This is a genomic window from Lysobacter niastensis, from assembly GCF_031457115.1.
Classification (GTDB): domain Bacteria; phylum Pseudomonadota; class Gammaproteobacteria; order Xanthomonadales; family Xanthomonadaceae; genus Lysobacter_J; species Lysobacter_J niastensis_A.
On record NZ_JAVDVY010000001.1, the window covers coordinates 1,887,747 to 1,902,134 of the forward strand.

The following is a 14,388-nucleotide window of genomic DNA, read 5'->3' on the forward strand; positions in this document are numbered from 1 at the left end:
CAATGAGTGCAGTAATTATCGACCAACAACGCGCCTTCGCCGAGGCTTACGTCTTGGGCAACGGCAACGCCACGCAGGCCGCGATCGCCGCGGGTTACAGCCCCATCAGCGCCCGGCAGACCGCATCACGGCTGCTGCATACGCCGCACGTCCAGGAAGCGATCCGGCGCGCCCAGGCGCACGCCCTGCGCGGCAGGTTGGCGAGCAAGGCGCTCGGGGTGCTGGAGAAGATCCTGGATGATGACGGCGCGCCGGCAGGGGTGCGGGTCGACGCCGCCAAAACGGTGCTTGACCGGGCAGGGTTCGCGGCGGCCAGGACACCGGAACCGGATTCGCTGGTCGAACAACCGCTTCACGCAATGGGCGCGGCGGAGCTTGAGGCGTTCATCCGGAAGGAGCAGCGGGCGCTTGACGTACTTCGCGCCCACGCCGGCGACGTCGCCGAGGGTTAGGCTGCCAATGGGCAGGAACAGCGGCACCGCGTGACGGCGGCTTAGGGCGTGTGCCGCGTGCGGTACATCCGATGCGCCATGTAGTCGCGCCTGATCCGCACGGACAAAAAAGCCGTGCCGCGATCGACGCGGACACGGCGTAGGTGCAAGAAGTAGGCGGGCGCGTTAGGAAGAAGAATGCGCTTTAGCGCGGCGCCAGATGGTCGACGAAGAGCGGTGTTCATCTTCCGCCCGCTGGTCAGGGTGGCCTGCCTGAAGCGCACGCTCGCGCTGCGCAAAAAGTTGTTCAATCTCGACCGCCGTCGCCTGCCTGGTACGGTCGAGCGCGGGCATGGCCGCCGGAGCGCCCGCATAACCCCAAGGAATCGCGGCCGGCGGAATTTCACGGTCCTCGCATTCCAGCGGGCCGTGCCGCAGTTCGGCCCGCAGAAGGACGGCCTCGTAGAGCGCGTCCATTTCCGCGAAGGTCATGTCGATGAACACGGCAGCGAACGAGTGGGTGATGCTGACGTACTGGCCCCGGAGGCGACCGTGACGGTCTTTAGGTTGAAGCATCAGCTCCATCAACATGTCGCCGAGCATGACGTCGATGTTATTGGTGAGCAGCGCGCCGACGAGCTGCTCCAGGATCGCAAGTCGGAGGACCTGTACGGGGTTGTCGGAAATATCGGTCATGCTTGTCCTTTCATCAGGTGGATCGGGGAGGGGGCGGCGGTTGGAGCCGTGCCGCGATCGATGCGGACACGGCTTTGGTCAACAACGACGATTAATGGAGCGTCGGCGCTTTGCTGTTCTTGACGGCGACGGCGGGACGCCAGAACGTGTAAGGAGCGCGACCCTTGAGCCAGTACCGTTGATCGGGGTGGCCCTCGTCCAGCGCCTCGGTCCGGCGAATCCACAGTTCCACGATGTCACTGGTCGCCTCAATTCCGCCGCCATTTCCGTCGCCAAATTCGCCGGCATAGCCCCACATCCGCGGTCCAGCCTCACCGGGTGCATCGCACACGAGCGGGCCATGCTTGAGGTTAAGGAAGTTCAGGAGCGGTTCGTACAGTGCATCGACTTCCTTTTTCTCGATGTACTTGAACAGGCAGCCGTTCTCGCCAGCGATGGATTCACCAACAACGGGGTCGCGGAACGAGTCGAGAAAATGCCCGAGCGAGATCCCGCCATTGGTGCGCAGGTAATTGCTGGCGATGCAGCTGACAACGGCGAGGCGAAGGGAGTGAAGGGTAGGGGCGTCGGTGATAGAAGACATAGTTTTCCTGTTTGTTTGATAAACCGCTTGCGCGGAGAGAAGGGGATTTCCTGGACGGCTTAATCGGAGCAGTCCCGCCACATACGTGGTCGCTCGCCGTGGAAGAGGCAGGCGCACAGCAGGTGTAGGTCAACGGTCATTGGTCGCTCCTGAAGAACTGATAGAAGGGGTGGTGTTGGAGGTGAGGGGCCGACTAGTCGTCGGTTACCCACACCCATATAGGTGCCGACGACTACTCAAACCGACGGGTCAGCAGGCGGGGAACGGTCGGTGTGCCGCCAAGAGCGGCGGCCACACACACGACTCGATCCCGCTTCCCCAAGTTGAGCCGACTAGTCGGAAGCTGCCGACAACTCGAAACTGAAGCTGGGCCTACGTTTGAGGGCTAACCCGTCGGTTCATGCGTCGGTTCCGACGGGTAGTGATCCGACAGCTCGGGCGGGGGCAAGGCCGCGGGTCGGTAGACGTCGGTCTTGCCTTTGGTCTTCGGGATGCACTCCTCGGACCGCACGAGCTGTCCGCGCGCCGCTGCGCCCTCCAAGCGAGACCTCGCCCAATCGGCGCCGTGCCCAAGCGCCCGCGATACAGCGCGCACCGTCGGGTGCTTGCCCTCGTCATGCAGTTGGATCGCCATGGCAACACACGCCGATGCATCGGCCGAATGCTGCTCGGCCCTGTTCTCCTTGCGCTCTTCCTGGGCGTGGGCGATCACGACGGATCGCACCTTGCGCCACCTGGCGCCGGCGATCTCGGCCGGAGGGTGGATCTCCTGCATCGTCGGGCCGTACTCGGTCTGCACCCACGCCAGGAACACGGGCGGCGGATCCATGGACTTGGAGCTGTCGAGGCAGATCAGCGCAGTCACCCGGCCGGCGTAGAACGGTGCGACAAAGCGTCGCAGCAGCGTGCGCATGTCCCTTTCCGGAAAAGGGTCGTCGGCGCTGCCGAGGTTCACCAGTAGGAAACACTGCCGCGTGTTAAACGCCAGCGTCGTGCCGCCTCGGATGTCCGCAACCGATACGTTCAGCGACGGCAGGTTGGCGGCTGCAGCTTGACTGGTGTGGTGAACCAGAACGGCGGCCACGCTCAATTCGCGCGCGATGCGCTTCAGGGCCGCGACCAGGGTCTTCAGACCAGGGTTGTCCTCGTCGGCATCCGACAGCGTGCTGGCGGTTTCGAAGATCACCATGCCGATGCGGTCCGGCCCGGTGGCCAGCGGCTTCAGGACTGCGATCAGCGCGTCCACCATCGCGGTTGGCACGGGGCGGCGCCGATCGGACACGCCGACAATCTCCCGCGCCTCAACCAGTCCGGGGACCTCAAGATCAGGAACCAAAAGGCCCCGCCGCAGCCGCTCGACGTCGGCGGGTGGCAGGCGCGAACAGATGGCCCGCACCTTGCGCGCATATTGGATTCGATCATCTTCGTTGCTGTAGCACAGGACACGCAGGCATTCAGGCGGCGCCAGGCCCGCAAGCGGCAGGCCCAGCACGCACGCAGCACCCACGTGCACCATGGCGTACGTCTTTCCCTCGCGGCCAGGTGCAGCAACGATCGTCACCTCGCCAACCGGAAAGGCGCCGGCACCGGCATGCTGAAAAATGTGTGGGTGTGACGCGCTGGCCCGCAAGAAGTCGTCGTCGGTGAACGGCGTAATCTCCCGGGCCAACGCCTCGGCCAGCGAGGTCCGAGACGGTTCCATCCCAACTCCGGATGGCGCCTCCTTCCATTCACCGCGACGGCACTTTTCCAGCGCGCTATCGAGTGCAGCGTGCAGCTCATGGTCCGGGATCTCCCTCGTCCAGCGCCCACGCGCGCGCTCTGCTTCCAGCGCAGCTATGGCAGCCTGCCGACTCAACCCGTCAAAGTGCATCTGAACTGCAAACCGAGCCGTTTGCTTGATCAAATCCGTGTGGCGGCCAACGGTCACGACGACACCGCCGGACTGGCAGAACGTAAAGGTGCCGGGAGCGTTGGTGTCTGCGGCCGAAGCGGGCAGCAGTGGCTTTGGAGCGAACGCCTGCAAGATATCCGCGGCGGGGTAGCGGGCGATCACGCGACCTCCTGTGCGGGCACCGCGCCGAAGATGCGCCTGATCCGGGTGAGGAAAGGGGCGCCCTTGTGGTGGATGAAGCCGGGCAGCCGCATCACACGCGACAGGTCGCACACAGACGGATCCGAACCACAGTGGGCGGCGATCGCCTTCTGCAGCGGGTCGAACTGGTCCAAGGGCACATCGTCGACGAGCCAGTAGACGTGGTATTTCCCGGGGCTGCTTTCGACGACGATGTGGGGATCTAGCGGCAACGTGCAGGGCAAGGCCGGTCGATCGAAGTCGGCCCAGAGCGCCCGCACGCGGGTAATGTCTGCCTTCTTATGCCCGCCCTCGTTGATGACGACGAAAACACCGTAGCCGTTGCCGTTGTCCAGTTGCAGGTCCGTCGCCACTTCGTGCAACGGCCCCGTGTAGTTATGCGCTGAGCCGCCGCCTCGTTCAGGGATGGTCCGATAGTTCCAGTGCTGGGCGAGGGAATCGACGATGCCCAGAAAAAGTTGGGTCTGGGCCAGGTCCGCCTCGGGTGCAAGATGCTTGATGTCGCCAGCCTGATCAGGTTGACGCTCGTCGGGACCCAGAGCGCCAGCTGGGCTTCTGATTTCTGCACCGGTAATCATGGGCGACCACGCTTCCCTGACCGCTGCACGCGGGCGAGGCCCAGCCGATCCGGCGTAAGAGCCTCGATGTCCTCCGCGCGCCACAGCGACGATCCACCTACCTTCGTCGGTGCGGGGATGACACCTTGCTTCACCAGCTCCCAGAAGACCGTGGCCGACACCGGGAGAATCGGGGCGATCCCAAGGCGTGCGCGAAGTGGGCGACGGGGTGCTTTTTCGCCGCGGGTCAGGTGGTGAGCCAATGCCACGCGATTGGCGTCTGCTTCGGCTTGGGTGACAGGGCGCTGCCCAATAATCTGGTTTTTCCGGAGGTACCTAGTGACCGTTGGTGCTTGCATGTCTGCGCCCGCGTTGGAATGGGTGCAGGATCCGCGTATTGATGGCGCTCTTCTAACCGGAAAACGTCTGCAGATTTTTCAGCTGCTTTCGGATTTCCGAGGCCAGGGCGTCGTCGCTTGGCTGGCGGATGCTGGCAAGGTCAAAGAGGTCCCTTGCCAACGCGGGCAGTGGCCCAGTCAGCTTCGAGCGCGCGCGGTCCTGCGTATATCCGCCTCGCTTGCCAGCAGATAACCACACGGCAACGCATGCTCGGAGCACCCGGTAGTACGGCGCGCGCGCCCTGGCAGCCTTCCGGGCGGGTTCGATCTGTACAAGTGCAGCTCCGAGGGCATGTAAATCATCAACGGTGGTCCTGCACATTGCCCCGGGAAGACGGCCTGAGCGAATGAACCATGAGCGCAGCGGGCTGGCATCGAGCTCGGCTGCGCGGCGGTCAAATCGCAGACGTTCCAGAACTGGCGCTACTGAATACCCGGCCGCGATTGACAGGCGGACCGCCGCATTGAGGTGGTCGATCAGCTCAAGCAGCTCCACCCGTCGATCAGCGGTGACACCAGGGCGTCGAGGGGGCGCGAATCGGTGCCGAAGCAAGGCCCGAACGCATGCCAGTGCCTTCTCGCGCTCGCGCGCTCGCAGGGCTGGAGTAGCACCACTTCGCCTAGCCCATCTGATAGCCCGCGCGAGCGCCTCGACTGCGCTGCCGTCAGGGCATTCGACATGATGGGTCGCAAGGACCCCCATTACTTCGAGAACAGTCTCGTCTTTCGTCGGGTGCGACCGTCGCGGGCTACTGGGCAGCGCGTCCATCATGGTGGCGCTTCAGAGGCACGACGTTGCTTTGCTCTTCGCGTAGGCGGTCAAGCCAGTCGGCGTACGCCTGCATCATGGCGCGCCGCTCCGGCAACCACTGCGCCTTGTTGTAGGCGCCCCGAACGCCTTCATTCCAGTGCGCGAGCTGCATTTCGATCCAGTCGCGATTGTAGCCCTGCGAGTTGAGCGTGGTGCTGGCGAGGTGCCGGAAGCCGTGGGCGGTTGTGGGCAAGCCCATGTAGTCGCGCAGGGCGCGGATGAATGTGTTGCGGCTCATGGCTTCGCCTTCGCGGCGCGCGTGGGGGAACAGCAGCTCGCCTGTGCCGGTGATGGGGTGCAAATTGCGGAGAAGGACTGCCGCCTGCTCGCTGAGTGGCACGACATGTGGACGGCCGCGTTTCGTGCGCTCGGCGGCGATGTTCCAGATCGGCGCGGGCTTACCGATCGCATCAATGGCGTCCAAGTCGAACTCGCTCCACCGTGCCTCACGCAGCTCGCTCGGACGCACGAACGTCAACAGCAGCAGGCGCAGGGCGATGATGGTTTCGGCGCGACCCTTGTAGGCAGCCAACTTGTCCAGCAGTCGGCGGACCTCGGTAGTGCCCTCCAGGTGGCGGTAGGACTTCTTTGCGCCCTTCTCGCGGCGAGGCGCTTTGACCTCGCGCGCCGGGTTGTACGGGATCAGCTTCTTGCCCACAGCGTGGGTCAACACCCCGCGCACGAGCAGGAGCACATGGCCGGCGGCCACCTTGCCGCGTTCAGCGACCTTATCCACAACGGCTTGGACCTGGCTGGCATCCACGTCGGCAACGGGCAGTCGGCCGAGGGCCGGCTTGATGTCGTTGTCGAACATCTTGTCGTATTGCTTGCGGACAAGCGGCGTCCATACCTGGCGTTTGCGCCATGCGTCGGCGACCGCGTTGAAGCGCGCGGCATCTGCCGCCGCTGCATTGGACTTCTCGCGGCGCTTGTTCTGCACCGGGTCAACGCCTTCGGCCAATCGTGCGCGGGCTTCCTGGGCGCGCTCACGCGCTTTGGCAAGCGATACAGCGGGGTAGCGCCCGAGTGCTGCGGATCGCTCCTTGCCATGGATGCGGTAGCGCAGGACCCATGACTTCGTGCCCGTCGCGGCAACGTGCAAGAACAGTCCGTCGCGGTCGTGGACCTTGGTGATGCGCTTGCCGGGTGCTGGCTTGAGCGCCCTGGCGGCGGTATCGGAGAGAGGCATCGACGTGGCCCATGGGATTTTCACCCCGGATTTCACCCCTAATCATCCCCGGATGCAAGCGAATGCGGACGAACGCACGCGATTGCATGTTCTTCGAAAACCGCTTGTTTTGTAGGGTTTTGTAGAGTTTGTCGGATGTTGTCGGAAGCCTTTGTCGACACGTGTTAGTGCGTATCGATCTTCAGCATTGCGCGCTCAGGTGTCCGGCATCACGTACTTGGCGGGCGCCGGGTTCAGGTGTCCGCACTGCGTGCAGGTGCGGTGTTCGCGAGAGGAATAGAAACGGTCGAACACGACCGGGAAATCGGTCTCGATGTTCTTCAGCGGGAAGAACTCCTCGTAGATCTTGTGGTTGCACTGCTCGCAGAACCACAGCAGGCCGTCCAGCTCGTCCGGCAGGCGCCGGCGCTCGATCACCAGCCCGATCGAGTCGGGCATGCGCTGTGGCGAGTGCGGCACGCGCGGCGGTAGCAGGAAGATCTCGCCGGCGCGGATCGGGATGTCGCGCACGGCCCCGTCCTCCTGGATGCGCAGCACCATCTCGCCTTCGAGCTGGTAGAACCATTCGGCGCCTTCGTCCCAATGGTAGTCGGTGCGCTGGTTCGGGCCGCCGACCACCATCACGATGAAGTCACCGACATAGATCACCTTGTTGCCGACAGGCGGCTTCAGCAGATGGCGGTGTTCCTCGATCCAGGCCTGCAGGTTGAGCGGGGCGGGCAGCATGGGGTCTATTCCGGTTTGGTGTTGCGGCTCAGCGCGGCGACGCACTTGAGCTCGATCGCGATTGGCGTCGGCAGCGAGGTAATGCCCAACGTGGTGCGGCACGGCGCCGTGTCGATGTCGGGAAAGTACTCCGCCCACACCGCGTTGTAGGCCTTGAAGTCGTGTGCCATGTCGGTGAGGTAGACGGTGACGTCGACCAGATCCTCCCAGCGCGCGCCGCTGGCATGCAGTACCGAGCGCACGTTGGCGAACACCGCGCGGGTCTGCGCATCGATGTCATAACTGATCAGCCGGCCCTGGGCATCGTGGACGTTGCCGACGATGGCGTTGCTGGCGGCATCGCGAGGACCGATGCCGGACAGGAACAGCAGGTCGCCGACGCGGCGGGCGTGCGGATACTGGCCCACCGGCCGAGGGGCGGTTTCGGTGCGGATCGCGTCGCTCATCTTGGCGAGTCTCCCTGATAGGCGTTGACGCGCGCCACGGCGCCGGCGTAAAGCGCGTCGAGCTTGTCGTAGGCATCGACGTCGATGCCCATGTCGTGGACCAGGCCATTGCGCAGGCTGTAGACCCAGCCGTGCACGGACAATTCCTGGCCCCGTGCCCAGGCATCGCGCACGATGGTGGTGAGGCAGACGTTCTGCACCTGCTCGATCACGTTGAGCTCGCACAGGCGGTCGTGGCGTTCACTGTCGTGTGCCTGAGCCAGGCAGGCGCCATGTTTGTCGGCGACATCGGTCACGTGGCGCAGCCAGTTGTCGGCCAGTCCGACGCGCTTGCCGTGAAGCGATGCATGCACGCCGCCGCAACCATAGTGGCCGACGACGAGGATGCGCTTGACCTTGAGCACGTCGACCGCGAACTGGATCACCGACAGACAGTTGAGGTCGGTGTGAACGACCACGTTGGCGATGTTGCGGTGGACGAAAACTTCGCCCGGCGCCATGTCGATGATCTGGTTGGCCGGCACGCGCGAATCGGAGCAGCCGATCCACAGGTATTCGGGGGCCTGCTGTTTGGACAGCCTGCCGAAGAACTCCGGGTCCTCACGATTGATCCGCTCCGACCATTCGCGGTTTTTTTCCAGCAGGTCGGCCAGTGGGCTGGTCGTCATGGCTTATCCCAGGTGCAGACCGACGTTCTTGGCGTCGGTGAAGAATCGCATGGCTTCCATGCCGCCCTCGCGTCCCAGGCCGGACGCGCCCATGCCGCCGAACGGCGTGCGCAGGTCGCGTTGCAGCCAGGTGTTGACCCAGACCATGCCGGTGCGCAATTGCGAGGCGAGGCGGTGGGCGCGATTGAGATCACGGGTCCAGATCGAGGCAGCCAGGCCGTAGTCGCCGTCGTTGGCGAGAGAGAGAGCTTCCTCGTCGCTGTCGAACGGTTGCAGCGTGACCACCGGGCCGAAGATCTCGTCGCGATTGCTCGCGCATTCTGGCCCAAGCCCTTCGATGACGGTCGGCGTAACGAACCAGCCCGGCCGGTCGAGCGCCTGGCCGCCGCACAACACATGGCCGCCTTCGTCGCGGGCACGCTGCAGCGCGCCGGTGACCTTGTCGAAATGAGCCTGCGAGACCAGCGGGCCGAGCTGGTTGTCCTCGTCGATCGGATCGCCCACGCGCAGCGATGTTGCGCGCTCGACCAGGGTGTCGCGGAACTCGCTGTAGATGCGCCGCTCGACCAGGATGCGCGAGCCACACAGGCAGATCTGTCCGGAGTTCTGGAAGGCCGAGCGCACCAGCGTGTCGAGGTGTTCACGCCATTGGCTGTCGGCGAACACCAGCGTCGGGTTCTTGCCACCCAGTTCCAGCGACACCTTTTTGAGCAACGGACTGGCCAGTCCTGCGATGCGACGGCCGACCGGCGTGCTGCCGGTGAAGGAGACCGCCTTGACGCGCGGATGCACCACCAGCGGCTCGCCGACCTCGGGGCCCAGTCCGTGAACGATATTGAGTACGCCCTTCGGGAAACCGATTTGCGCAGCGAGTTCGCCGAGCATCGTCGCCGTCAGCGGCGTGATCTCCGATGGCTTGGCGACCACCGTGTTTCCGGCGGCGAGCGCAGGCGCGATCTTCCAGGTGAACAGGTACAGCGGGAGGTTCCACGGCGAGATCGTCGCGACCACGCCGAGCGGCTGGCGCAGCGTGTAGTTCAATCCTGCCTGGCCGTGGTGCGACTCGCTGGCGAACTGGGTCGCGGCGTGGGCGAAGAAGCGCAGGTTGCTGACCGCGCGCGGGATCTCGACCTCGCGCGCCAGCTTGATCGGCTTTCCGCCGTCGCGCGATTCGGCGTGGGCGAAATCATCGAGCCTGGCTTCCAGTGCACTCGCCAGTTTCTCCAGCCACTGCGCGCGCTCGCTGTTGGGTAGCGCGGACCAGGCAGGGAAGGCGGCTTCGGCCGCCGCGACGGCGTCGTTCACGTCCTGTGCGTTGCCTTGCGCGACCTCGGCGAAGGCCTTGCCGTTGGCCGGATCGAAGACTTCGATCCAGCGCCCGGACGCAGGCTCGCGGGATTGGCCGGCGATGAAGTGATGAAGGCGCATCACACTAGCTTATCAGCGCCGGCTGTCCGTGCCCCCACGTATGTCGGGTGGGCATGGCATGGCTCCCTCTCCTGGGGCTGGGTTGAGGCAGTGACGCTGCCGCTGAAGCCAAGGCGCCAAGCCCCTCATCCGCCGGGCACTTCTTCCGCAAACAGGAGAGAGGAGGCCAGGCCTTTACAGCGACCGCGTACGCCCGCCATCCACCGGCAGGTTTACGCCGGTGATGTACGAAGCTGCCGGTGAGCACAGGAAGGCGATGGCTGCCGCGGTTTCCTCTGGCCGGGCAAAGCGGCGCATCGGAATCTCCCCGACCATCTTCTCGAACACTTCCTCGCGGCTGCGGCCGGTCTTGCTGGCGGTGTTGCCGATGATCTGCTCGATGCGCGGGGTTTCGGTCGAACCGGGCAGCACGTTGTTCACAGTGATGCCCTTGGCGGCCACTTCCGTGGCCAGCGTCTTGGCCCAGCTCGCCACCGCCCAGCGCGTGGTGTTGGATACGCCCAATCCCTGCAGCGGTTCCTTCACCGAGGTGGAGATGACGTTGACGATGCGGCCGTAGCCGTCGCGCTCCATGCCGGGAATGACGGCCTCGGCCAACACGTGGTTGGCGATCAGGTGCTGGCGATAGGCGGCCTCGAAGGCGGCGATCTGTGCGCCGTGCACGGTGCCCGGAGGCGGGCCGCCGCTGTTGTTGACCAGGATGTGCACGGGCTTTGCGGCGACCAGGGCTTCCACCTTGGCGCGCAAGGCGTCGGTATCGGCGCTGTCGGCGGCGATCCAGCCGTGCGACTGGCCCTCGCGCGGAGCCGGCAGTTGGCCTGCCAGTTCGCGCAGGATGTCCTCGCGACGGGCGAGCAGGGTGACATTGGCGCCGAGTGCGGCCAACGCCCGTGCGGCCGCCAGGCCGATGCCCTGGCTCGCGCCACAGACGAGGGCGTGCTTGCCGGTGAGGTCGAGATCCATCGTTCAGTCTCCTGTGGATGCGTCGGTGCGCTCGCGCATCAATGCCGCGACGTGGCGGCTGTCTTCGCGCCGCTGCTGCTCAAGATTGGCGGCGACGGCATTGCGGTTGGCGAGCGGGTGGTTCTGGCTGAGTTTGAACTTCAGGTCGATGCGCTGCGCGATGAAGCGGAAACCGATGATGCCGCGCAACTGGGTGCGGTGATCGGCGCGTTCGAATTCGAAACGCCACTCGCCGCCGACGGTGGCCTCATGTTGGCCGGTCAGGCCATCGACCACGCCCGCCAGCGATGCCTCGTCGTCGAAGGTCTCAAGCGTGCCGTGCAGGTGCGCCACTGCGTAGTTCCAGGTCGGCACGCGCGCGGCTTCTTCCTTGTCCGGGTACCAGCCGGGCGAGACATAGGCGTGCGGGCCGTGGAAGATCGCCAGTGCCGGTCCCGAATGTCGTGCCTGTGGGTTGGGGCGCGCCCAGTGGCCGATCAGTTCGACATGATCCCCGTCGCGTCGGTACAGCACCGGCAGGTGGCTGACGGTCGGCAATCCGTCATGCACGGTGACCAGGGTGATGAAGCTGTCGCTGGCCGCGAGCCGGTCGAGCGCGGCCAGGTCGGATTCGGCAAAGGCGCGCGGAAGATACATGGCGGGAGCGCTCAGTGCCGCGACGACAGCTTCTGCACCATCTGTCCGCGCAGCAGCTCGTCATCGTCGCCATGCGGAGGCACCAGCTCATCGATGGCAAAGCCGCGACCGCGCGCATCCTCGTCGTCCAGCCCGTCGAGCGAGACGAACTCCGCGTCCATCAATGCCGCGCGGGCGGTGTCTTCGCTGTCGTAAGGCTGGGTGACGCCGTCGCTGTCGAGCACTTCGGCCGTGCCTGCATCGAGGACGCGCAGACGCGCCCAGATCACGGTCCGGCCGATCGTGGCCAGCCACCATTGGTCGTTGTCGTTCATGCCATCACCGTGGAAAGCAGCCAGAGCAGGGCAGCGCAGACGAGGCCGGCGATGATCGTCAGCAACGAGATCCGCGCGGGATTGGCCAGGCCGTTGAGATTGGCGTCGTTCGCGTCCAGGTAACCGCGCCGCAGCAGCCAGCCCCAGGCCGACGGCCGCGCGAACGCGCCTTCGCCCAGCGCGCCCTGCAAACCCGGGTGACGGTCGCGGATATGCACCAGCGACAGCGGCCAGAAGATGGCGAACGCGCAGAAGCCGGCGATGGCGACGGCGACGAATAGTAGTGCGAAGAACAGGATCACTTCTGGAGACCTCGGATACTTTTCGGCGTCATTCCGGCGAATCAGGAATCCATTTTGTTACCGCTCTTCGTTCGCGGTTCGCGAAGGTAGCCAGATCAAAATGGATCCCAGCTCTCGCCGGGATGACAGGCAAACCGGTCAGAACTCGGCGTTGCCAGGCGCGCGCGGGTAGGGGATGGCATCGCGGATATTGGACAGGCCGCAGACGTACACCACCAACCGCTCGAAGCCCAGGCCGAAGCCCGCGTGCGGCACCGTGCCGTAGCGACGGAAATCGCGGTACCAGCCGTAATGCATGGCATCGAGACCGAACTGCGCCATGCGCGCGTCGAGCAGGTCGATGCGCTCCTCGCGCTGGCTGCCGCCGATGATCTCGCCGATGCCCGGCGCCAGCACGTCCATCGCGGCGACGGTCTTGCCGTCGTCGTTCATGCGCATGTAGAAGGCCTTGATGTGCTCGGGGTAGTTGGTCACCACCACCGGGCGGCCGACGTGTTCCTCGGTCAGCCAGCGCTCGTGCTCGGTCTGCAGGTCCAGGCCCCACTCGACCGGGAACTCGAACTTCTTGCCGGCGCCCTGCAGCAGCTTGATCGCATCGGTGTACTCGATGCGTTCGAACGGCGCGTTGATGAAGGCCTCCAGGCGCGTGATCGCATCGGGCTGCACGCGCTCGGCGATGAAGGCCAGATCGTCCATGCGCTCGTCGAGCACGGCGCGGAAAAGGTACTTGAGGAAATCCTCGGCCAGCTGCGCGTTGGCGGCCAGGTCGTTGAAGGCGACCTCCGGCTCGATCATCCAGAACTCGGCCAGGTGGCGGGTGGTATGGCTGTTCTCTGCGCGGAAGGTCGGTCCGAACGTGTAGACCTTGCTCAGCGCCAGCGCGTAGGCCTCGGCGTTGAGCTGGCCGGATACGGTCAGGAAGGTTTCCTTGCCGAAGAAATCGCGGCTGAAGTCGACCTCGCCCTGGCCGTCGCGCGGCAAGTTGGCCATATCCAGCGTGGAGACGCGGAACATCTGACCGGCGCCTTCGGCGTCGGAGGTGGTGATGATCGGCGTGCTGATCCAGTAGAAACCGTTCTGGTGGAAGAATCGGTGCACCGCCTGCGCCAGCGAGTTGCGGATGCGGGTGACCGCGCCGAACAGGTTGGTGCGTGGGCGCAGGTGGGCGACTTCGCGCAGGAATTCCAGCGAGTGCGCCTTGGGCTGGATCGGATAGGTTTCCGGATCCTCGACCCAGCCGACCACCTCGATCGCGCTGGCCTGGATCTCGAACGACTGGCCCTGGCCCTGCGAGGCCACCAGCGTGCCGGTGGCGACGACCGCACAGCCGGCCGTGAGGCGTTTCACCTCGGACTCGTAGTTGGGCAGCTCGCTGGGCGCAACGACCTGGATCGGCGCGAAGCAGGAACCGTCACTGACATTGACGAAGCTCAGGCCGGCCTTGGAGTCGCGACGGGTGCGCACCCACCCGCGGACCGTAACTTCGCCGCCGGCAGGCATCTTGCCTGCGAGCGCGTGCTCGACGCTGACCACCGTCATGCTCTTGAATCCTTGCCGCTGCGGGCCGATATGGGAAAAGCCGGAGTTTACTTGGTGAGCCGCCATGCTTGCGAGGCGCTTGCCGCGGCGACTGGGGCCGGATCGCCTTCGGGACCTTGCATGGCCGGCGCCATTGACCCTGGTCGGCGGCCATTCTGTCCCCGGGACGTATAATTCGTCCGTTATCGGGTGTCCCCCCGAAGTTTCTGGAGTTGCCCATGTCCGTCACGCTCGCCCCCGCCGCTCTGGAACGCGTCCAGCGCTACCTCGTCGAGTCGCCCGATGCGCTCGGCCTGCGCCTTGGCGTGAGCAGGACGGGGTGCTCCGGTTGGCAGTACAAGGCCGATCTGGCGCGCGAGCAGCACGAGGGCGACACGGTGTTCGAGCAGGAAGGCGTTCGCATCTACGTTGATGCCCTGAGCCTGCCGCTGGTCGACGGCACCCTGATCGACCTGGTGAAGCAGCGCCTGGGCGAGCAGTTCCTGTTCCGCAATCCCAACGTCACCGCCGAATGCGGTTGCGGCGAGAGCTTCACCACCAACGCCGACGCCGCCTGAGTCCAGGCGCCGGAAATGAGCAGCAACGGCGGATCCCAGCATTCGGCGG

At 65.1% G+C, this 14,388-nt stretch carries 17 protein-coding genes; 2 read left to right on the forward strand and 15 right to left on the reverse strand.

Going from position 1 to position 14,388, the window contains the following annotated elements:
- The first annotated feature begins 2 nt into the window (after window positions 1–2).
- Window positions 3–452, forward strand: a complete 450-nt coding sequence (locus tag J2X06_RS08565) for a terminase small subunit (RefSeq protein WP_310060836.1) — start codon at window positions 3–5, stop codon at window positions 450–452.
- A 165-nt stretch (window positions 453–617) separates the two neighbouring features.
- Here J2X06_RS08565 and J2X06_RS08570 read toward each other — a convergent pair whose 3' ends face one another.
- The 15 genes from J2X06_RS08570 to asnS all read right to left on the reverse strand — a co-directional run bounded on the left by J2X06_RS08570 (window position 618) and on the right by asnS (window position 13,782).
- Entirely contained in the window at window positions 618–1,127 is a 510-nt protein-coding gene (locus J2X06_RS08570; protein WP_310060838.1) for a hypothetical protein, read from the reverse strand.
- A 91-nt stretch (window positions 1,128–1,218) separates the two neighbouring features.
- The gene (locus J2X06_RS08575; RefSeq protein ID WP_310060841.1) at window positions 1,219–1,710 is read right to left on the reverse strand and encodes a hypothetical protein; all 492 of its coding nucleotides are present in this window, start codon (window positions 1,708–1,710) and stop codon (window positions 1,219–1,221) included.
- 385 nt (window positions 1,711–2,095) lie between these two features.
- The gene (locus J2X06_RS08580; RefSeq protein WP_310060843.1) at window positions 2,096–3,766 is read right to left on the reverse strand and encodes an AAA family ATPase; all 1,671 of its coding nucleotides are present in this window, start codon (window positions 3,764–3,766) and stop codon (window positions 2,096–2,098) included.
- On the reverse strand, window positions 3,763–4,383 hold the full coding sequence (locus J2X06_RS08585; RefSeq protein ID WP_310060846.1) for a DNA-primase RepB domain-containing protein: 621 nt from the start codon (window positions 4,381–4,383) through the stop codon (window positions 3,763–3,765). The genes J2X06_RS08580 and J2X06_RS08585 overlap by 4 nt, the downstream gene beginning before the upstream one ends.
- A gap of 390 nt (window positions 4,384–4,773) precedes the next feature.
- On the reverse strand, window positions 4,774–5,256 hold the full coding sequence (locus J2X06_RS08590; RefSeq protein ID WP_310060848.1) for a hypothetical protein: 483 nt from the start codon (window positions 5,254–5,256) through the stop codon (window positions 4,774–4,776).
- Window positions 5,257–5,509: 253 nt separating this feature from the next.
- Entirely contained in the window at window positions 5,510–6,796 is a 1,287-nt protein-coding gene (locus J2X06_RS08595; protein WP_310060850.1) for a tyrosine-type recombinase/integrase, read from the reverse strand.
- A gap of 159 nt (window positions 6,797–6,955) precedes the next feature.
- Entirely contained in the window at window positions 6,956–7,486 is a 531-nt protein-coding gene (locus J2X06_RS08600; protein ID WP_310060852.1) for a 3-hydroxyanthranilate 3,4-dioxygenase, read from the reverse strand.
- Between the two features lie 5 nt (window positions 7,487–7,491).
- Window positions 7,492–7,932, reverse strand: a complete 441-nt coding sequence (locus J2X06_RS08605) for a RidA family protein (protein ID WP_310060854.1) — start codon at window positions 7,930–7,932, stop codon at window positions 7,492–7,494.
- Window positions 7,929–8,600 carry a carbonate dehydratase gene (gene can, locus J2X06_RS08610; RefSeq protein ID WP_310060857.1) on the reverse strand — a complete coding sequence of 224 codons (672 nt, stop codon included), beginning with the start codon at window positions 8,598–8,600 and terminating at the stop codon, window positions 7,929–7,931. Before can ends, J2X06_RS08605 begins: the two co-directional genes overlap by 4 nt.
- A gap of 3 nt (window positions 8,601–8,603) precedes the next feature.
- Window positions 8,604–10,028 carry an aldehyde dehydrogenase gene (locus tag J2X06_RS08615; RefSeq protein WP_310060860.1) on the reverse strand — a complete coding sequence of 475 codons (1,425 nt, stop codon included), beginning with the start codon at window positions 10,026–10,028 and terminating at the stop codon, window positions 8,604–8,606.
- 174 nt (window positions 10,029–10,202) lie between these two features.
- A complete protein-coding gene (locus tag J2X06_RS08620) occupies window positions 10,203–10,991 on the reverse strand; it encodes an SDR family oxidoreductase (RefSeq protein ID WP_310060862.1) in 789 nt (262 codons plus the stop codon).
- Between the two features lie 3 nt (window positions 10,992–10,994).
- Complete coding sequence (locus tag J2X06_RS08625) at window positions 10,995–11,627, reverse strand: FMN-binding negative transcriptional regulator (RefSeq protein WP_310060865.1); 633 nt, start codon at window positions 11,625–11,627, stop codon at window positions 10,995–10,997.
- 11 nt (window positions 11,628–11,638) lie between these two features.
- Window positions 11,639–11,941 carry a hypothetical protein gene (locus tag J2X06_RS08630; protein WP_310060867.1) on the reverse strand — a complete coding sequence of 101 codons (303 nt, stop codon included), beginning with the start codon at window positions 11,939–11,941 and terminating at the stop codon, window positions 11,639–11,641.
- The gene (locus tag J2X06_RS08635; protein WP_310060870.1) at window positions 11,938–12,243 is read right to left on the reverse strand and encodes a hypothetical protein; all 306 of its coding nucleotides are present in this window, start codon (window positions 12,241–12,243) and stop codon (window positions 11,938–11,940) included. Before J2X06_RS08635 ends, J2X06_RS08630 begins: the two co-directional genes overlap by 4 nt.
- 138 nt (window positions 12,244–12,381) lie before the next feature.
- Window positions 12,382–13,782, reverse strand: a complete 1,401-nt coding sequence (gene asnS / locus J2X06_RS08640) for an asparagine--tRNA ligase (RefSeq protein WP_310060874.1) — start codon at window positions 13,780–13,782, stop codon at window positions 12,382–12,384.
- A gap of 218 nt (window positions 13,783–14,000) precedes the next feature.
- Between asnS and J2X06_RS08645 the strand changes: the two genes are divergently transcribed.
- Window positions 14,001–14,339, forward strand: a complete 339-nt coding sequence (locus J2X06_RS08645) for a HesB/IscA family protein (protein ID WP_310060877.1) — start codon at window positions 14,001–14,003, stop codon at window positions 14,337–14,339.
- Window positions 14,340–14,388: the final 49 nt, after the last annotated feature.